This is a genomic window from Streptomyces sp. NPDC058335 (assembly GCF_042723915.1).
GTDB lineage: Bacteria > Actinomycetota > Actinomycetes > Streptomycetales > Streptomycetaceae > Streptomyces.
The window spans coordinates 70,700-88,934 of sequence record NZ_JBHXHX010000017.1 but is presented as its reverse complement, the minus strand read 5'-3'; the positions used below and the strand labels follow the sequence as shown (position 1 = coordinate 88,934).

The window sequence follows — 18,235 nt, the reverse complement described above, 5'->3', positions numbered from 1 at the left end:
CGGACGCCGTACGGGCGTCCGCGGGGCCTGTGGCGGCCGTCCCTCGGGGAGGCCGGCACAGGCCCTTCGGCATTCCCCCGGGTGCCGCCCGCCCTCACCCGGCTGAGCGCCTTGAGTGGTGGAAGTCCGCGGGGTGACTGACGGTGGATCACGTCGGGGCCGGGTCACCTCAGCTGACCAACCGCCAGCTGCCCGGCCGACGGAAGGACCCACATATGCGCTCAGCACGCATGATCCTGGCCACCGCGGCGGCCTCGGCCGCCCTCGCCCTCGCCGCGCCCGGCGCGTACGCGGCGGGCGGTGACTGGGAGCACGAAGACTCCTCCTACAGCAAGGAGAAGGAGCAGGACAACGGGAGCAAGCACGACGCGCCGCGCGGTGGAATGCACACGGGTGGCGGTGCGCTGGCCTCGGTCACGGCGGACGACTGGGGCACCGCGCGGGACCCGAAGCACGACCCGGAGACGTACAAGAAGGACAGCGAGCAGAGCAAGGACTCCTCCTGGACCAAGGACAGCGAGCAGAAGGAGTCCTGGAGCGGCGAGGAGAAGCCGCGCGGCGGCATGCACACCGGTGGCGGCGCGCTCGACGCGCCCACCGCGACCGCGGGCGGCATCGCCGTCCTCGCCGTCGCCGCGACCGGCCTGTACGCCGCGCGCCGTAAGAAGTCGGCCCACGGCCTGGCCTGACCCATGCCGGGCGACATAGCAGCCGTGGCCGCCACCTGAGCTCCATGTGGCGGCCCGGCTCGCTTTCCGCCCCCTCCCGCTGCCGTGAACCAGCTAGTGAGGTCACCTCAGATGGCTGTCCACTCCTCCGACTCCTCCGCCTCCGACTCCTCCGCAGACGGGCCGGCGTCGGCCCGGCAGCCCCGCCGGGGGCTGACCATGCTGTGTGCCGGGGCGTTGCTGCTGCTGGCGGTGCGCCTGCTCGGCGACGACACCCCGCAGGCCGGCGCGCCCAGTCCGCCGCCCGACGCGCAGTCCGCCCCGCGGGCCGCCCCGCGGGCCGCCGCACCGGCCTCGCCCGACGCCCGGCCGGTGGCAGAGCACCTGCCACGGTCCAGCCCCGTGCGCCTGCTCATCCCGAAGATCTCCGTCGACGCCCCCTTCACCGACCTCGCCATCGGCGCCAACGGGCAGCTCCAGGCCCCGCCGCCGCACAACACCAACCTCGTCGGGTGGTACGCCAAGGGCGCCTCCCCCGGCGAGACGGGCACCTCGATCATCGCCGGGCACGTCGACACCGCCACCTCCGCCGCCGTCTTCGCCGAACTGGGCGAACTGAAGAAGGGCGACGTCTTCCGCGTGCGGCGGGCCGACGGACGCGCGCCCGTCTTCGTCGTCGACAGTGTGGAGACGTTCGACAAGGACCGCTTCCCCAGCCGACGGGTGTACGCCGACACCGCCGACGCCCAGGTGCGCCTCATCACCTGCGCGGGGGACTACGACCGCACGGTCAAGGACTACACGGAGAACCTCGTGGTCTTCGCGCACCTCAGGTGACGCGACATCACACGGACGAGGGGAGCAGGTCACCCGCGTAGTCCCTCCCGGTCGCGCACCGGTCTGGACCGCCACAGGATCAAGTCACGCTCACGTCGCTTCACCGCAGCCGAGGTTCCGTCTCGCTCCCCGAAGGAGATTTCCCACGATGACCACCACTTCCGCCCCCGTTTCGGAAGCGCTGACACGTCAGGTGTCGCAGCGCGTCTCCCAGTCCGTCTTCGACGGCTCCCACCTCCGGGTCGTCCTTCTGGTGGACGTCTACGACGGAGCCCAGCAGCAGTTCCTGGAGGCGTACGAGCAGCTCTGCAACCAGGTCGCGTCGGTCCCCGGACACGTCAGCGACCAGTTGTGCCAGTCGATCGAGAACCCCTCGCAGTGGCTCATCACCAGTGAGTGGGAGAGTGCCCCGCCGTTCCTGACCTGGGTCAACAGCGAGGAGCACGTCCGGATGGTGGAGCCGCTGCACAGCTGCGTGCGCGACACCCGGTCGCTGCGGTTCCACGTCGTCCGCGAGACCGGCGGCCCGGCCGCGCACGCCGAGCCCGGCGAGCGCAGGCTCCAGTCGTCGCCCCGGATCGGCGACGGCGTGATCCGTCACGCGCTCACCTTCACGGTCAAGCCGGGCAGTGAGGAGGCCGTCGCGAAGATCCTCGCCGACTACGCCTCGCCCGAACCCCGGGTCGACGACACGACCCGGCTGATCCGCACCTCCCTCTTCATGCACGGCAACCGCGTGGTGCGGGCCATCGAGGTGCGGGGCGACCTGCTCGCGGCGCTGCGGCACGTCGCCCGGCAGCCCGAGGTGCGGGCCGTCGAGGAGGCCATCAACCCCTATCTGGAGCAGGACCGGGACCTCGACGACCCCGAGTCGGCCCGCGTCTTCTTCACCCGCGCGGCACTGCCGGCCGTCCACCATGTGACGGCGGGCGAGGCGAAGCCGGACGCCGTACGGCACGCGCTGTACTACCCGGCGCGGGACGGCGGCGGTCTGCGGCTGGCCCAACTCCTCTCCCAGCAGGACGAGAAGGCGGCGGACGACCCGCACAGCCCGGTGCTGCGCAGCACGATCTTCCAGCGCGACGACGTCGTCGTGCGCCTGGTCGACGTACGCGGCGGCGACACCGACCCCGGTCAGGTGCTCGGTCTGACGGACCGGGCCCGGACGGCCGAGGTGACGGCCCTGCTGGACACCGACGCCCTCGGTGTGGACGCCTCCGCACTGCGGGAGGGCGCGGCCGCCCGGCTCCTCACGCTCGCCCGCATGGAACTCGTCACCGACCGCCGCTCGCCCGACGCCTGAGCCGTCCGGCAGGCGGGGCGCCGGTCGCCCACGCCGACACAGCACACGAAACGGAGCAACGTCGTGATCACATCCCGTCCCAGAATCGTGGACCTCAGCGAGGTCGAGCCCAACACCCGGCGCGGCGGTGACCTGCGCGCCATGCTCACGCCCACCACGTCCGGCGCCACCAGCGGCTTCATGGGCGTGGCCATCGTCCAGCCGGGTGACCGCATCGGTGAGCACTACCACCCGTACTCCGAGGAGTTCGTGTACGTCGTGTGCGGGCAGCTGGAGGTCGACCTCGACGGCGAACCGCACCCGCTCCGGCCCGAGCAGGGGCTGATGATCCCGATGCACATGCGGCACCGGTTCCGCAATGTGGGCAAGGTGGAGGCGCGCCTCGTCTTCCACCTCGGTCCGCTGGCGCCGAGCCCGCCGCTCGGGCACGTCGACACCGAGGAGACCGAGCCCGTCGCCGTCGCGGCGGAGGGGGCCCACGGCGGCGCGGTCCGAACGGCCGAGCGTCGGCAGGCCGGTTCATGACCCGGCGGGTGGCCGTCACGGGCATAGGCGTCGTCGCTCCGGGAGGCATAGGCGTGCCGGCGTTCTGGGACCAGCTGTCCCACGGGCGCACCGCGACGCGGGGCATCACCTTCTTCGACCCGACGGGGCTGCGGTCGCGGATCGCGGCCGAGTGCGACTTCGACCCGGCGGCGCACGGGCTGGACGCGGAGCAGGTCGCCCGGTGCGACCGGTACATCCAGTTCGCCCTGGTCGCCGGGGAGGAGGCGGTCCGGGACTCCGGTCTCGACCTCGGCCGGGAGAACCCCTGGCGGGTCGGGGTGTCGCTGGGCACCGCGGTCGGCGGAACCACCCGGCTGGAACAGGACTATGTGCTGGTCAGCCACGGTGGACAGCGCTGGGACGTGGACCACGACCGGGCTCGGCCGCAGCTGCACCGTGCCTTCTCCCCCAGCACGCTGGCCTCCACGGTGGCGGAGCGGTTCGAGGCGCGGGGGCCGGTGCAGACGGTGTCGACGGGCTGCACCTCCGGGCTCGACGCGGTCGGGTACGCCTTCCACACCATCGAGGAGGGCCGGGCCGACGTCTGCATCGCCGGCGCCTCGGACTCGCCGATCTCCCCGATCACCATGGCCTGCTTCGACGCCATCAAGGCCACCTCGTGCAACAACGACGATCCGGCGCACGCCTCGCGTCCCTTCGACGCCAACCGTGACGGCTTCGTCATGGGCGAGGGCGGTGCGGTGCTCGTCCTGGAGGAACTGGAGCACGCCAGGGCCCGCGGTGCGCACGTCTACTGCGAGCTGGGCGGCTACGCGACCTTCGGCAACGCGTACCACATGACCGGTCTGACCAGCGAGGGCCTGGAGATGGCGCGGGCCATCGAGGAGGCCCTCGACCACGCCCGGGTCGATCCCACGGCGGTCGACTACGTCAACGCGCACGGCTCGGGAACCAAGCAGAACGACCGGCACGAGACCGCCGCCGTGAAGCGGACCCTGGGGCAGCACGCCTATGACACGCCGATGAGTTCCATCAAGTCGATGGTGGGGCACTCCCTGGGCGCGATCGGCGCGATAGAGGTCGTCGCCTGTGTGCTGGCCCTGGCCCACCAGGTGGTGCCGCCCACCGCGAACTACGAGACCCCGGACCCCGAGTGCGACCTGGACTACGTGCCGCGTGACGCGCGCGAGCGGAAGCTGAACAGCGTGCTCTCCGTGGGCAGCGGCTTCGGCGGATTCCAGTCGGCGGTGGTCCTGAACCGGCCGAGGGAGAGGGAAAGATGACCGAACCCCATCCGAGGCGCGCCGCCGTCACCGGTATCGGTGTGGTCGCGCCCAACGGAGCCAGCACCGAGTCCTTCTGGAAGTCCACCCAGGAGGGCCTCAGCGCCCTCGGCCCGGTCACCCGCGAGGGCTGTGAGCACCTGCCGCTGCGGGTGGCGGGCGAAGTGCGGGAGTTCGAACCGTCGGCGGCGGTCGAGGAGCGTTACGTCGTCCAGACCGACCGGTTCACGCACTTCGCGCTGGCCGCGACCGACCTCGCGCTGGAGGACGCCCGCCTCGGGCAGGCCGACACCGGTGCCGCGCCGTACTCCGTGGGCGTGGTCACCGCGGCCGGTTCCGGCGGCGGCGAGTTCGGCCAGCGGGAGCTCCAGCGCCTGTGGGGCAAGGGCAGCCGTTTCGTCGGGCCGTACCAGTCGATCGCCTGGTTCTACGCCGCCAGCACCGGCCAGATCTCCATCCGGCGCGGCTTCAAGGGGCCCTGCTCGGTGGTCGCCTCCGACGAGGCCGGCGGACTGGACGCCCTGGCCCACGCGGCGCGGGCGGTACGGCGCGGCACCGACGTGATCGTGGCCGGTGCGACCGAGGCGCCGCTCGCCCCCTACTCGGTGGTCTGCCAGCTCGGGTACGAGGAGCTGAGCACCTGCGACGACCCGGAGCGCGCCTACCGTCCCTTCACGGAGGGGGCCTGCGGGTTCGTCCCGGCCGAGGGCGGCGCCATGTTCGTCGTCGAGGAGGAGTCGGTGGCCCGGGAGCGCGGCGCGCGGGTGCGGGCCAGGATCGCCGGGCACGCGGCGACCTTCACCGGCGCCTCCCGCTGGGAGCAGTCCCGGGAGGGTCTCGCGGAAGCCGTCCGCGCGGCCCTGGCGGACGCCGACTGTGCGCCGGAGGAGATCGACGTGGTCTTCGCCGACGCGCTCGGTGTGCCTGCGGCGGACCGTGCCGAGGCGCTGGCCATCGCCGACGCCCTCGGTGCGCACGGCAGGCGAGTGCCGGTCACCGCGCCGAAGACCGGGATCGGGCGGGGCTACGGCGCGGCGCCGGTGCTGGACAGCGCGGCGGCGGTGCTCGCCATGGAGCACGGCCTGATCCCGCCAACCCCGCATGTCTTCGACGTCTGCCACGACCTCGACCTCGTGACCGGCCGGGCCCGCCCCGCCGAACTGCGCACGGCACTGGTGCTCAGCAGGGGCCTCATGGGGTCGAACTCGGCGCTGGTGCTGCGGCACGGCGCCACCGACGCCTCATGACGGGGCGCGGAACAAGAGGCGCAGGACAACCAGAGGAACAGAGCAAAGGGAGAGGTACCGCATGAGTGACCGCATCACCGTCGAGGAACTGGCCGAGCTGATGAAGAAGTCCGCCGGCATCACCGTCGCCTCGGACGACCTCCAGCGGCAGTACGACATCGGCTTCGACGCCCTCGGCATCGACTCGCTCGGACTGCTCGGCATCGTGGGCGAGCTGGAGAACCGCTACGGCACGCCGATGCCACCGGACGCGGAGCGCAGCAAGACGCCCCGGCAGTTCCTCGACCAGGTCAACAGTGCTCTCATGGCAGGGGCGTGACATGTCCGCACACACCGAGAACGAGATCGTGATCGCCGCTCCGCTGGACCTGGTCTGGGACATGACCAACGACGTGGCGAACTGGCCGCAGTTGTTCACCGAGTACGCCTCGGCCGAGATCCTGCGGCAGGAGGGCGAGAAGACCACCTTCCGGCTCACCATGCACCCCGACGAGAACGGCAAGGTGTGGAGCTGGGTCTCCGAGCGGGAGGCGGACCGCGACACGCTCACCGTGCGGGCCCGCCGCGTCGAGACCGGCCCGTTCGCCTTCATGAACATCCGGTGGCGGTACGAGGAGGTGCCGCAGGGCACCCGGATGGTGTGGACCCAGGACTTCGAGATGAAGCCCGAGGCCCCGGTGGACGACGCCTGGATGACCGACAACATCAACCGGAACTCCAAGGTCCAGATGGCCCTGATCCGGGACCGCATCGAGCAGGCGGCCACGGAGCACCGGCCCGTGCCGAGCCTGGCCGACTGAACCGGACGGAGGACAGGATGACGCACCAAGCCCTGATCGTCGCCCGGATGGCCCCGGGGTCCGCCCCGGACATCGCGAAGCTGTTCGAGGAGTCGGACCGTGGGGAGCTGCCGCACCTCGTGGGCGTCTCCCGACGCAGTCTCTTCCAGTTCGACGACGTGTACCTGCATCTCATCGAGTCCGAGCAGGACCCGGGACCCGCGATCGCCAAGGTGGCCGGGCACCCCGAGTTCCGGGACATCAGCGAGCGGCTGACCGCGTACGTCAGCGCGTACGACCCCGCGACCTGGCGTTCGCCGAAGGACGCGATGGCGCACTGCTTCTACCGCTGGGAGCGGGACTCCACGGCCTGAGACGCCGGTGGCCACCGGTGGCCGGGTCCGCGTTCGTCGCGGGCCCGGCCACCGGTGGTCCGGGGTGTCACGCGGGCACGGTGCAGTCGAACGCGTGCAGGTAGGGATTGACCGGCCGGATGTCGTCGATGACCAGGCCCGCCCCGGTCAGCCGGCCCACCATGCTCTCGGTGGTGTGCTTCGCGCCGCCCACGTTGAGGAGCAGCAGCAGGTCCATCGCGGTGCTGAAGCGCATCGAGGGCGAGTCGTCGACGAGGTTCTCGATGACGACGACCCGTGCGCCGGGCCCGCCGGCCGCCATGACGTTGCGCAGGGTCCTGGCGGTGCTGTCGTCGTCCCACTCCAGGATGTTCTTGATGATGTACACATCGGCCTGGACGGGGATGGCCTCGCGGCAGTCGCCGGGCACGATGCGCATCCGGTCCGCGAGCACGCCGCCCGGACGCAGCCGCGGGTCGGCGTTCTCCACCACGCGGGGCAGGTCGAGCAGCGTCCCGTGGAGCGTGGGGTACTTCTCCAGCAGGCTCGCCACCACATGCCCCTGACCGCCGCCGATGTCGGCGACGGAGGCGCTCCCCGACAGGTCGAGGAGCTGCGCGACGTCCCGTGCGGACTGCGCGCTGGACGTCGTCATGGCGCGGTTGAAGACGAGCGCGGATTCGGGCGCGTCCTCGTTGAGGTAGGTGAAGAACTCCTTGCCGTACAGGTCCTGGACGACGTTGTGGCCGGTGCGCACGGCCTCGTCGAGCTTGGGCCAGGCGTCCCAGGTCCACGGCTCGGTGCACCACAGGGTGATGTAGCGCAGGCTGTTCGGGTCGTCCTCGCGCAGCAGGCGCGACATCTCCGTGTGCGCGAAGGTTCCGTCGCCCTGTTCGGCGAAGACGCCGTAGCAGGACATGGCCCGCAACAGCCGTCGCAGGGGCTTGGGTTCGGTCTTCACCGCGGCCGCGAGGTCCTCCACGGCCATGGGGCTGTCGCCGAGGGCGTCGGCGACGCCCAGGCGGGCCGTCGCACGGAGGGCGGCGGCACAGGCCGCCCCGAACACCAGCTCCCGCAGCCGCATGGACGGCGCCGGGGCAGTTTCTGCGGTCGTCATGTGCCGCCTTTCCTCTTTCGTCGTGTTCACGGGTGGCTACGGCCGGTCAGCACAGGCCCGCGGGCCTGGACACCTGGCAGGTGTTGGCCTCGAAGGTGTTGGTCTTGCCGGTCTCCTGGTCGACGAGGTCGGCCGGGGAGTTGCCGCTCAGTTCGTTGTCGGTGATCCGGTTCCGCTCGCTGGCCGTGCCGACGAAGCTCTTGAACAGCACGATGCCGCCGGACAGCGGGGACTCGCCGGCGTTGTCCCGGATGACGTTCCGCGTGATCAGCGTGTCCTCGGTGCCGGTCAGGACGATGCCGGAACCCTGGAGGGCGTCCAGCCGCGCGGTCTTGGGGCAGGACTTGTTGTTGCGCACGATGCGGTTCTCGGCGACGGTCACGGCGCCGGCCCTGGGCTTGTTCTCGTCGCCGACGACGAACACTCCCGCACAGTTGCCGGTGAGGTGGTTGCCGGCGACGGTGAGGTTGCGCAGCCGGCGGACGGTGACGCCGATCCGGTTGCCCTCCAGCCGGTTGCGCTCGACGAGCGTGCCGCCGGAGTCGGTGGCGCCCTGTTCGGCGCTGATGGTGTTGGCGAGGAAGAGACCGGCGTCGCCGTTGTCCCGGGCGGTGTTGGCGCGGAACACACCGCGGACCGACCCTTCCTGGGCGATGCCCCACACCCCGTTCTTCACCGCGGTGACGTTGCGCACGGTCAGCCCGTCGGTGGCGACGGCGTACACCCCACTGCGGGTGAAGCCGGTGACGGTGAGGGAGGCGAGGGTGACGTCCTCGACCTTGTGGTCCTTCGTCCCGACCACACAGATGCCGTTGCCGCCCGCGGCGCAGGTGCCGGTGGCCTTGCCGGCGGCCGGTTCGATCACCACGCCCCGGCCCACGCCGCGCAGGGTCAGTCCGGGCGTGGTCACCGTGACGCTCTCCCGGTAGGTGCCCGGGGTGATCAGCACCGTGTCTCCGGACGCGGCGGCGTCCACCGTCTTCTGGATCGACTGTCCCGCGTGGACCACATGGGTCATGTGGCCGGCGGACGCCGGAGCGGCGCCGAGGCCCGCCCCCACGACCGCGGCGGTGCACGCGAGATACACGAAATGGCATTTCTTCATATTCCGGACAATAGGCTCGAGGGGTCGGCGGCCCGGCGGTATCGGCCGTCCGGTGGCGTGTTGCGGGGCGACCGGTCGCCCGCGTGGCCCACAGCGCGCCCCTCCGGGCCGACGGGCCGCTGTCGGTGGCCCGCGCTAGTCTGCCCGGATCTGACCGTTCAGCCCGTTTCGTGGAGGTGGTCATGGCCTCGCGCCTCAACCCGTACATCAGCTTCGGCGGCAATGCCCGGCAGGCTATGGAGTTCTACAAGGACGTCTTCGGCGGCACCCTGGCCCTCAACACCTACGGGGAGTCGGGGCAGCAGGACACGCCGGAGGCCGACCAGATCATGCACGCGATGCTGGAGACCCCGAGCGGCTTCACCCTGATGGGTGCGGACACCCCGCCCGGCATGAGCGTCACGCAGGGCGACAACTTCTCCGTCAGCCTCAGCGGCGACGACGACGCCGAGCTGCGCGGCTACTGGGAGAAGCTGTCCGCCGACGGCTCGGTGGCCGTCCCGCTGGAGAAGCAGATGTGGGGCGACGTGTTCGGCATGTGCACCGACCGCTTCGGCATCCCCTGGATGGTGAACATCAGCGAGCCCCAGGGCTGACCGGAGCGGCCCGGCGCCGTCATCCGCGACCTCGGCCGGACCCGACGTAGCGTGGCCCGCACAGCGGGGCTGAGGCTCACGACGGTCGACTCGATGGTGGCGCGATGTGTTGGAGTGCGACGGCCGATCTGGTGGCGGGCGCCGGTGTCACCGCCGTCGGACTGGTCTGTGTCACGCGGGTGCGTGGCGTGCGGGACCTGCCGCTCGCCGCGCTGCCGCTCCTGCTCGGCGCCCATCAGATCGTCGAGGCGATGGTCTGGGACGCGGGCGGTGGCGGCGGGCCCGCCACCGTCGTCTGGGCCGTCATCGCGCTGCCGTTGCTGGCGGTGTGGGTGCCCGCGGGAGTGTGGTGCGCCGCCCCGCCGCACGCCCGGCGTCGGCTGGGCGCCGTTCTCGCGGTCGGTGTCGTGACGGCCGCGGGGCTCGCGTACGGGCTGGCCGTCGGCCCGGTCACCGCTGAGATCCGGGGACACACGATCGGCTACGTGACCGACCTGTCCCACCCCGTTCTCCTCATCGCGGGCTACCTCCTGGCCACGGTGGGCTCCTTGTTGCTGTCCGGCGACCGGCGGCTGCTGACGCTGGGCGTCTTCGTCGCCGGGGGCGCGCTGGTCTGCTGGGCGCTGTGGCGGCTGGAGTTCGTGTCCACCTGGTGTGCGTTCGCGGCGGTGTGCTCGGTGCTGCTGCTCGGCTGGGTCCGCGCCCGGCCTGCCCCTCGGTGAGCACGGCTCCGGCCGCCCCGAGCCGCGTAGGGCCTGTCCGGAGTCTCCCGGCTGCCTCTTCGGGCGACGACGGGAAACTCCGGGCAGCCCCTGCCGCCTGCTCGAACTCCGCCTCCCAGTGAGGCGATCAGGCCTCGCGCCGGACCGCGTAGGGTAGGGCCCCGCAGGCGCTTCGGCGGGCAGCGCCGGGGATCGGAGTCGATCGTTCCTGCCCCCGCTGGTCAAACCCCCTGCGCCACATGTGCCATACTCGGCGCCGCTTATAGCAAGATCTGACCGGGGGGATCCACCTGCACGCCATAGCCTTGGACGCTCCCTATCTGGACACGGACGCGGACCAGCTCTGCTTCTCCCTGGACCTGGACGAGCGGCCGGCCCTGGCCGAGCACGAGACGACCGTGGGCGGGCTCGACGTACGCCTGCGGCTGCTCGGCGCCTCGCACCAGGTCTTCGCCGGCCCCGTACGGGAGACCGTGGCGTGTCTGCTGGGCTCCGTGAAGGGTCTGCCCGGGACGTTCACCCGCCAACTGCCGGGCTGGAACTACGACTTCACGGCCGACACCCGGCGACTGGACCCCGCGAGCTTCAGCGACCGGGTGGCGGGGATCCGCCGTGAGGTCGCCGCGAACCCCGACAGCCTGTGCGGGATCTTCCCCGGTTCACCGGACGCGCTGACGGCCGTCCTCGTCGAGGCCGCCGACGGACCGCACGGCGTCCGCGGCGGCTCCGGCGGGCTGGTCTGGCGCACCTGGCACACCTATCCGCAGCACGGCCAGATCGTATCGACGTACACACGGCTGGAGGCCCGATGAAGAGCGCCCGACTCGTCCGCGCGACGGTGGCGGCCGTGCTGGCCGTGGCCCTGCTCACCGCCTGCTCCTCCGACGGCAAGGACGGGGTACCGCGCGGCTGGATCCGCGACAAGTACACCGAGAGCGGCGCGGACTGGGTCGTCCCGAGCAAGTCCCCGACCCAGGTCGCCGACGCCATCCACGGCCACCGTCAGGCGCTCGACCGCTCGTCCGGCGAGAGCATGGAGTTCCTGCGCTACGGCGACGACATGGTCACGGTGTCGCCGTACCGGAGCGGCAGCCGGATCGAGATCGAGGACTACCGCAACGGCTATCACCGGCACAGCCGGCACCTCACGTACTGGCCCAACCCGGACAGCGACAGCTTCCGCGGCGGCGGCCCCGGCGAAGGCAAGTGACACCGGCGGACCTGCCCCACGTGTGACTCACCACCAGACCCTGACGACGCCGTCAAGAAAGGCAACACAGTGACCGAGATCTTCGAGTCGACGGGCCAGGCCCTGCTCTACGGAGTGGTGGGCGTCGCCGTGATGGCCGTCGGCTTCATCGCCCTCGACCTCGTCACGCCCGGCAAGCTGTTCCACGTGGTCTGGGTGGACCGCAACCGCGGCGCGGCCGTTCTGCTGGGCAGTCAGTCGATCGCCGTCGGCCTCGTCATCATGGAGGCCATCCGGGCCAGCGAGTCCGAAGAGGGCCTCGGCTACGGCCTGATGAGCACGCTTCTCTACGGGCTCGCCGGAGTGCTGGTGATGACGCTGGTCGGCATCGTGATCGGGCACCTCACGCCGGGCCAGATGGGCGCGGTCGCCCTCGACGACAGCAGCGACGGCCGTCCGCACCCGGCCGCCTGGGTGCAGGCCGGGATGTACCTCGGCACCGCCTTCATGGTCGGCGCGGCACTGTCATAAGCACCGCACCCGTGAGCACCACCGCACTCCGGGGCCGCGACACCGCGGCACCCTCCCGCCCCCCGGCCGTCCGGCACACCCGGGGGGCGCGCTTCCTCCTGCTGCTCGCCGTCTTCCTCTGTGCCGCCTGCGGCCTCGTCTACGAGCTGGCGCTCACCGCACTGGGCAGCTACCTGATCGGCAACTCCGTCCTCCAGACCTCCGTGGTCATCTCCGTGATGGTCTTCGCGATGGGGCTCGGCTCGCTCGCCGCCAAACCGCTGCGCCGCCGCGCGGTCGGCGCCTTCGCCGTCGTCGAGGGCGTACTCGCGCTGGTCGGCGGGCTGTCCGTGCTGGTGCTGTACGCCGCGTTCGCCTGGCTCCAGCTCTACACCCCGGCGATGATCGTGATCACGCTGGTGGTCGGTCTCCTGATCGGGGCCGAGATCCCGCTGCTGATGACGCTGCTGCAACGGATCCGGCGGCAGGAGGCGGGCAGTGCCGTCGCCGACATGTTCGCCGTCGACTACATCGGGGCGCTGGTCGGCGGGCTGTGCTTCCCGCTGCTGCTCCTGCCGACGTTCGGACAGCTGCGGGGCGCGCTGGTGGTCGGGGCGGTCAACGCGGTGGCCGGCGTCGTCGTGGTCCTGTTCATCTTCCGCAGGCAGACCCGGCGTTTCGTCCAGGTCGGCCTCCTCTCCGGCGCGACGGCCGTACTGGCCGTGCTCGGTACGGCGTACGTGCTCGCGGACGACCTGGAGGTCACCGCGCGCCAGCAGATGTACCAGGACCCGATCGTGCACGCCGAGACGACGCCCTACCAGGACATCGTCGTCACCCGCTCCACCGCCTTCACCGGCGGTGACGACACGCGCCTCTTCCTCAACGGCGACCTCCAGTTCAGCTCCGTCGACGAGTACCGCTACCACGAGTCGCTCGTCCACCCCGCGCTGTCCGGACGACGCGGCGAGGTGCTGATCCTGGGCGGCGGTGACGGGCTCGCCCTGCGCGAGGTCCTGCGGTACGACGACGTGCGGCGGGTGACGCTCGTCGAGCTGGACCCGGCGATGACCAAGCTCGCCCGTGACTTCGAGCCGCTGCGCAAGCTGAACGACGGGGCGTTCGCCGACCCGAGGGTCCAGGTGGTCAACGCCGACGCCTTCAACTGGCTGCGCACCGCCCGGCAGCGGTACGATGCGGTGATCATCGACTTCCCGGACCCGGACACGGCCGCGTTGGCCAAGCTGTACTCGGTGGAGTTCTACACCCTGCTCGGCCACGTCCTGACGCCGCGGAGCCAGGTCGTGGTGCAGAGCGGGTCGCCGTTCTTCGCGCCGAAGACGTTCTGGTCGATCGCCGCGACCGTCGAGGCGGCCGGGTACACGACCACCGAGTTCCAGGTCGACGTGCCGAGCTTCGGCAACTGGGGCTTCGTGCTGGCCACCCGCGGCGGCACCACTGCCCCGCCGCTGAGCCTGGCCAAGGACGCCCCGCGCCTGCGCTACCTGGACGACTCGGTCCTACAGGCGGCCACGGTGTTCCCCGTCGACCGCCGCCGCGAGGACGTACGGCCGAGCACGCTGATGGAGCCGACCGTGCTGGAGTACGTGCTCGACGAGTGGAAGAACTACTGAACCCGCCGGACAGAGCCGGGTGAGCCCGGCTCCGCCGGGGCGGTCGCGGTCAGCCGATGAGGTCGGCGACGAGGACGGCGAACTCGTCGGGGGTGGCCAGGCGCACGCCGAGGGTCTCCGCCTTGGCGCGCTTGGAGCCGGCGCCCTCCCCGGCGACGACCAGGCTGGTCTTCTTGGAGACGCTGGAGGAGGAGCGGCCGCCCGCGCGCTCGACGAGTTCGTTCATCTCGTTGCGGCTGAGCTTCTCCAGTGGGCCCGTCATCGCGCCGGTGACCACCACCGTCATCCCGGCCAGCGGCCCGCCGGCCGGCGCGGTTGATCCGGTGGCCTCGGCGGGTTCGGTGGTGCCGTCGGTCTCCTCGGCCACAGGGGCGACAGGAGTGGCGCCGGGCTCGGTCATGTTGACGCCGGCCGCGGCCAGCTTGTCGATGAGCGGTGCGAGTTCGGCCAGTTCCGCGACGATGGACGGGGCCTTCTCGGTGCCGATGCCGTCCACCCGCTGGACCGCTTCCGCGTCGGCCGCGCGCAGATGGTCCATGGTGGCGAAGTGGCGGGCGATACGGCGGGACATGGAGCGGCCCGTGCCGCGCACGCCGAGCGCGCACAGCACCCTCGCCAACGGCCGGCCCTTGGCCGTGTCGAGCGCGGCGAGGAGGTTGTCGGTGCTGGTCTCGCCCATCCGGTCCAGGCCGAGGAGCTGCTCGCGGGTCAGGGTGAACAGGTCGGCGAGATCGGCGACCAGACCCGCCTCGACGAGCTGCACGACGCGGGTGTGGCCGAGGCCCTCGATGTCGAGCTGATCGCGGCCCGCGGCGTAGGAGAGGGAGGCGACGAGGTGGCAGTTGCGGCCGCTCTCACAGCGCCAGCGCTGCTCGCTGGCGTCGATGGCCGATCCGCAGCGCGGGCAGACCTCGGGGAAGACGATCGGCTGTTCCTCGCCGGTGCGCAGGTGGGCGACCGGGGCCTCGATGCGGGGGATGACGTCCCCGGCCCGGTGGACCATGACGTGGTCGCCCAGGCGCAGGTCGCGGCGGGTGATGTCGGCCGGGTTGTGGAGGGTGGCGTAGGTGATGGTGGAGCCGTCGATCTCCACCGGGGCGAGGACGGCGCGGGGCGCGATGATGCCGGTACGGCCCACGTTCCACTCCACCGCCAGGAGGCGGGTGATCTTCTCCACGGCCGGCAGCTTGTAGGCGATCGCCCAGCGTGGTGCTCTGGAGCCCGATCCGGCGGCCTGCTGGTCGGCGGCAAGATCGGCCTTGACGACGATCCCGTCGATGCCGAACGGCAGCTCGGGGCGGAGTCCGGCGATCTCCCGCACCCGGGCCAGGACGTCCCCCACGGTGTCCGCGGTGACGCCGGGCACGGCGGTCGTGGCGGTCGTGTTCACGCCGAGCACCGCTGCGCGGGCCATCAGGTCGCTGTGGGCGGCCTCGCCGAGGGCGGCGGCGAGGCCCGCCCCGGTGTCGGCGAGGGGCAGCAGGCCGTAGCCGAAGAAGGTCATCGGCACGGTGTAGGCGCGGTCCTTGGCGCGCAGGGTGCCCGCGGCGGCGTTGCGCGGGTTGGCGAACGGCTGGCCGCCGTGCGCGGTGCGGACCTCGTTGGCGTGCTCGAACTGGGCGGTCGTCATGAGGACTTCGCCGCGCACCTCCACCGTGACCGGCTCGGTCAGCTGCTCGGGCAGGCCCTCGACGGTGCCGGCGGCGTGCGTGACGTCCTCGCCGGCCGTCCCGTCGCCCCGCGTGATCAGCCGGGTCAGACGGCCCCGGGTGTAGCGGGCCGCGATCGCCAGGCCGTCCAGCTTCGGCTCGACGCTGTACCGCTCCGCCTCGTGGCCGACGCGCCGGGCCAGTGACGCGGCCCAGGCGGTGAACTCCTCCGGCGAGAACACGTTGTCCAGGCTGAGCATCGCGACCGTGTGCGGGACGTCGCCCTCCACGGCACCGCCGGCCACCTTGCCGGTCGGCGAGTCGGGCAGCACCTGCTCGGGATGGGTGGCCTCCCAGGCGGCGATACCCCGCACCAGGCGGTCGTAGGCGTCGTCGTCCAGCGCCGAGGTGCCCCCGGTGTAATAGGCGGCGGACGCCCTCACGGCGTCCTCGACCGCCTGCGCGTAGGCGGCGGCATCCACGATCTGTGCGGCAGGTGTCGTCATACCCGCCATCCTGCCTCCCACCACTGACAACGCCCTTCGGGCGAGGCCGGGGTGGCGGTCGGTCCTGGAGGGTGCGCGGGACGATCTCGCACCGGAGGCGGGAGAGGGTGGCGCCGACGCGGTGACGGATGCGGTGACCCGCCCGACGTGGCCGCACCGCCACCGGGCTGCCGCCCCCACCCGCACCCGGGGGCCGCCCGGCGGCACGTCAGGCGGGGGTGAGAACCTCGTCCTTGCTCACTGTGCGCCACCTCTCGCCCGGTCCATCCCCGACCCTCCCAAGAATGTTTTATATTCAACTATGACTCGACGGATCTTCATCGACAAGCAGAGCCCCAAGGCCTACCACGCACTCCTCCAGACCTCCGAGGCCGTGCGCACGACCGCCGCCGAGGCGGGCCTGGAGCGCACCGTCGTCGAACTGGTCAATCTACGGGTCTCGCAGCTCAACGGCTGCGCGTTCTGCCTCGACCTGCACACCAAGGCCGCCCTGCGCGCAGGCGACTCGCCCCGGCGGCTCGGCGTGCTCGCCGCGTGGCGGGACACCGGACTGTTCAGCCCACTGGAGCGCGCCGCCCTGGCGCTGGCGGAGGCGACCACCTTCCCGGCCGACGCCGCCGCGCAGGAGGCCGCGTACGCCGACGCCCGGGAGGCCCTCACCGAGGACCAGATCTCGGCGGTGATCTGGGTGGCGGTCACCATCAACGCCTTCAACCGGGTGTCCGTCATGAGCAGGCACCCCGTGCGCTGACAGGGAGGGGTCAGCGCAGGGCCGCCAGTGCCGGTTCCACGGCGCGGTGGAACGTGGGGTACGTGTAGATCATGTGCTGGAGCGTGGCCACCGGCACCTCGGCGTGCACGGCGACGTTCAGGCCGTACAGCAGCTCCCCGCCGGCCGGCCCCGCCGAGGTCGCGCCGACCAGGACACCCCGGTCGGCGTCCTCGACCAGCTTGAGGAAGCCTTCGCCGCCGGGGCCGTGGATCCACCCGCGGGTGGAGGCGGACAGCGGTACCAGGGACGTACGGACCCGCAGTCCCCGCTCCCGCGCCTGCCGCTCGGTCAGGCCCACGGCCGCGATCTCCGGGTCGGTGAACGTCACACGGGGCAGCGCGCGGTAGTCCGCCTCGGGGCCCGGGTGGCCCAGGATGTCCCGGACGGCGATCTGCGCCTGGTACATGGAGACATGGGTGAAGGCCCCGCGGCCGGTGATGTCGCCGACCGCCCACAGCCCGTCCGCCGCCCGCATCCGCCCGTCCGTCGGCACCGCGCGGGCCGCCGGATCGAGCCCGACCGTGTCCACGCCGAGCGCGCCGAGGTCGGCGTACCGCCCGGTGGCGACGAGCAGCCGCTCGGCCCGCAGCGGCTCACCGGCGCCGACGTCGACCCCGAACTCCCGCCCGTCGTACGTCACTTGACGCGTCCGTACGCCGGTCAGGACCGTCACTCCGTCGGCCCGCAGCGCCTCGGCGGCCAGCTCACCGGCCTCCGGCTCCTCCTGGGACAGCAGCCGCTCCTGCCCCTCGACGACGGTGACGCGGCAGCTGAACCGGGCGAAGACCTGGGCGAGTTCGGCCCCGATGGCGCCCCCGCCGAGGACGATCATCGACGCGGGCAGCTCCTTGGCGGCCATCGCGTCCCGGTTGGTCCAGTACGGCGTGCCGGCCAGACCCTCCACCGGAGGGATCCGGGGCCGGCCGCCCGTCGCGAGCACGACACCGCGGCGGGCCTCGAAGGTACGGTCGCCGACCGTCACCCGACGCGGGCCCGCGAGCCGCCCCACCCCCCGGACCAGCCGGCCGCCCTTGCCCTCCAGCCGGTCCGCGGCGACCTGGTCGTTCCAGTCGTCGGTGGCCTCGCGGCGGATGCGGTCGGCGACCTTCGTCCAGTCCGGGACCACCGACACCGCCCCCGCCAGGGCGGGGGCGCGCCGCGCCTCGGCCAGCGCGTTGGCGGCCCGGATCATCATCTTGCTCGGCACACAGCCCCAGTACGGGCACTCCCCGCCGACGAGTTCCGCCTCGACGCCGACGACCTCGAGCCCCGCCTCGGCGACCGTGCCCGCGACCTGCTCGCCGCCGGGTCCCAGGCCTACGACGACCACGTCCACCTGCTCGTTCATGCCCGCGCCCTCTCCTTCGTGCGTACGGCCGTCGTACCGGCCGCGGGCCGCCGACGCTAGGGCCGCCGACGGCACCCGCCGTGCCCCTGAGCGCACGGACCCCGGCCCGA

20 protein-coding genes are annotated in these 18,235 nt (G+C 72.0%); 16 read left to right on the top strand and 4 right to left on the bottom strand.

The window, feature by feature from the left end; all coding sequences use genetic code 11:
* Positions 1-215: 215 nt before the first annotated feature.
* The 9 genes from ACFWJX_RS29750 to ACFWJX_RS29710 all read left to right on the top strand — a co-directional run bounded on the left by ACFWJX_RS29750 (position 216) and on the right by ACFWJX_RS29710 (position 6,998).
* Positions 216-689, top strand: a complete 474-nt coding sequence (locus ACFWJX_RS29750) for a hypothetical protein (protein WP_383249171.1) — start codon at positions 216-218, stop codon at positions 687-689.
* 111 nt (positions 690-800) lie between these two features.
* Entirely contained in the window at positions 801-1,505 is a 705-nt protein-coding gene (locus ACFWJX_RS29745; RefSeq protein WP_383249169.1) for a class F sortase, read from the top strand.
* A 148-nt stretch (positions 1,506-1,653) separates the two neighbouring features.
* On the top strand, positions 1,654-2,808 hold the full coding sequence (locus ACFWJX_RS29740; RefSeq protein ID WP_383249167.1) for a SchA/CurD-like domain-containing protein: 1,155 nt from the start codon (positions 1,654-1,656) through the stop codon (positions 2,806-2,808).
* A gap of 63 nt (positions 2,809-2,871) precedes the next feature.
* On the top strand, positions 2,872-3,333 hold the full coding sequence (locus ACFWJX_RS29735) for a cupin domain-containing protein (protein ID WP_383249166.1): 462 nt from the start codon (positions 2,872-2,874) through the stop codon (positions 3,331-3,333).
* Positions 3,330-4,598 (top strand): beta-ketoacyl-[acyl-carrier-protein] synthase family protein, encoded by a 1,269-nt coding sequence (locus tag ACFWJX_RS29730; RefSeq protein ID WP_383249165.1) that lies wholly within the window; start codon positions 3,330-3,332, stop codon positions 4,596-4,598. Before ACFWJX_RS29735 ends, ACFWJX_RS29730 begins: the two co-directional genes overlap by 4 nt.
* Positions 4,595-5,845 (top strand): ketosynthase chain-length factor, encoded by a 1,251-nt coding sequence (locus tag ACFWJX_RS29725; RefSeq protein ID WP_383249163.1) that lies wholly within the window; start codon positions 4,595-4,597, stop codon positions 5,843-5,845. The genes ACFWJX_RS29730 and ACFWJX_RS29725 overlap by 4 nt, the downstream gene beginning before the upstream one ends.
* Positions 5,846-5,906: 61 nt before the next feature.
* Complete coding sequence (locus ACFWJX_RS29720; RefSeq protein ID WP_383249162.1) at positions 5,907-6,164, top strand: acyl carrier protein; 258 nt, start codon at positions 5,907-5,909, stop codon at positions 6,162-6,164.
* Between the two features lies 1 nt (position 6,165).
* Positions 6,166-6,645, top strand: a complete 480-nt coding sequence (locus ACFWJX_RS29715) for an SRPBCC family protein (protein ID WP_383249160.1) — start codon at positions 6,166-6,168, stop codon at positions 6,643-6,645.
* A 17-nt stretch (positions 6,646-6,662) separates the two neighbouring features.
* Entirely contained in the window at positions 6,663-6,998 is a 336-nt protein-coding gene (locus ACFWJX_RS29710) for a TcmI family type II polyketide cyclase (protein WP_383249158.1), read from the top strand.
* Between the two features lie 67 nt (positions 6,999-7,065).
* Here ACFWJX_RS29710 and ACFWJX_RS29705 read toward each other — a convergent pair whose 3' ends face one another.
* Together ACFWJX_RS29705 and ACFWJX_RS29700 are read right to left on the bottom strand one after the other, a co-directional pair.
* Positions 7,066-8,094 carry a methyltransferase gene (locus ACFWJX_RS29705; RefSeq protein WP_383249156.1) on the bottom strand — a complete coding sequence of 343 codons (1,029 nt, stop codon included), beginning with the start codon at positions 8,092-8,094 and terminating at the stop codon, positions 7,066-7,068.
* A gap of 46 nt (positions 8,095-8,140) precedes the next feature.
* On the bottom strand, positions 8,141-9,199 hold the full coding sequence (locus ACFWJX_RS29700) for a nitrous oxide reductase family maturation protein NosD (RefSeq protein WP_383249154.1): 1,059 nt from the start codon (positions 9,197-9,199) through the stop codon (positions 8,141-8,143).
* Between the two features lie 182 nt (positions 9,200-9,381).
* On the opposite strand from ACFWJX_RS29700, the gene ACFWJX_RS29695 reads away from it, so the two are divergent.
* From ACFWJX_RS29695 to ACFWJX_RS29670, 6 genes are all read left to right on the top strand, one after another.
* On the top strand, positions 9,382-9,795 hold the full coding sequence (locus tag ACFWJX_RS29695; protein ID WP_383249152.1) for a VOC family protein: 414 nt from the start codon (positions 9,382-9,384) through the stop codon (positions 9,793-9,795).
* A 104-nt stretch (positions 9,796-9,899) separates the two neighbouring features.
* Complete coding sequence (locus tag ACFWJX_RS29690) at positions 9,900-10,517, top strand: DUF6629 family protein (RefSeq protein WP_383249150.1); 618 nt, start codon at positions 9,900-9,902, stop codon at positions 10,515-10,517.
* A gap of 305 nt (positions 10,518-10,822) precedes the next feature.
* Positions 10,823-11,329 (top strand): DUF2617 family protein, encoded by a 507-nt coding sequence (locus ACFWJX_RS29685; protein ID WP_383249148.1) that lies wholly within the window; start codon positions 10,823-10,825, stop codon positions 11,327-11,329.
* Entirely contained in the window at positions 11,326-11,727 is a 402-nt protein-coding gene (locus ACFWJX_RS29680; protein ID WP_383249147.1) for a DUF4247 domain-containing protein, read from the top strand. The genes ACFWJX_RS29685 and ACFWJX_RS29680 overlap by 4 nt, the downstream gene beginning before the upstream one ends.
* 69 nt (positions 11,728-11,796) lie before the next feature.
* Positions 11,797-12,237 (top strand): DUF350 domain-containing protein, encoded by a 441-nt coding sequence (locus tag ACFWJX_RS29675; RefSeq protein ID WP_383249145.1) that lies wholly within the window; start codon positions 11,797-11,799, stop codon positions 12,235-12,237.
* Between the two features lie 11 nt (positions 12,238-12,248).
* Positions 12,249-13,850, top strand: coding sequence for a polyamine aminopropyltransferase (locus ACFWJX_RS29670; RefSeq protein WP_383249143.1), 1,602 nt, complete (start codon positions 12,249-12,251; stop codon positions 13,848-13,850).
* Between the two features lie 49 nt (positions 13,851-13,899).
* On the opposite strand, the gene ligA is transcribed toward ACFWJX_RS29670, so the two are convergent.
* The gene (gene ligA, locus ACFWJX_RS29665; protein ID WP_383249141.1) at positions 13,900-16,005 is read right to left on the bottom strand and encodes an NAD-dependent DNA ligase LigA; all 2,106 of its coding nucleotides are present in this window, start codon (positions 16,003-16,005) and stop codon (positions 13,900-13,902) included.
* Positions 16,006-16,306: 301 nt separating this feature from the next.
* Here ligA and ACFWJX_RS29660 point away from each other — a divergent pair, with 301 nt between their 5' ends.
* Complete coding sequence (locus tag ACFWJX_RS29660) at positions 16,307-16,756, top strand: carboxymuconolactone decarboxylase family protein (RefSeq protein ID WP_383249139.1); 450 nt, start codon at positions 16,307-16,309, stop codon at positions 16,754-16,756.
* A 10-nt stretch (positions 16,757-16,766) separates the two neighbouring features.
* Here the strand turns inward: ACFWJX_RS29660 and ACFWJX_RS29655 are convergent, their stop codons facing one another.
* On the bottom strand, positions 16,767-18,125 hold the full coding sequence (locus ACFWJX_RS29655) for a dihydrolipoyl dehydrogenase family protein (protein ID WP_383249138.1): 1,359 nt from the start codon (positions 18,123-18,125) through the stop codon (positions 16,767-16,769).
* Between the last annotated feature and the right edge of the window lie 110 nt (positions 18,126-18,235).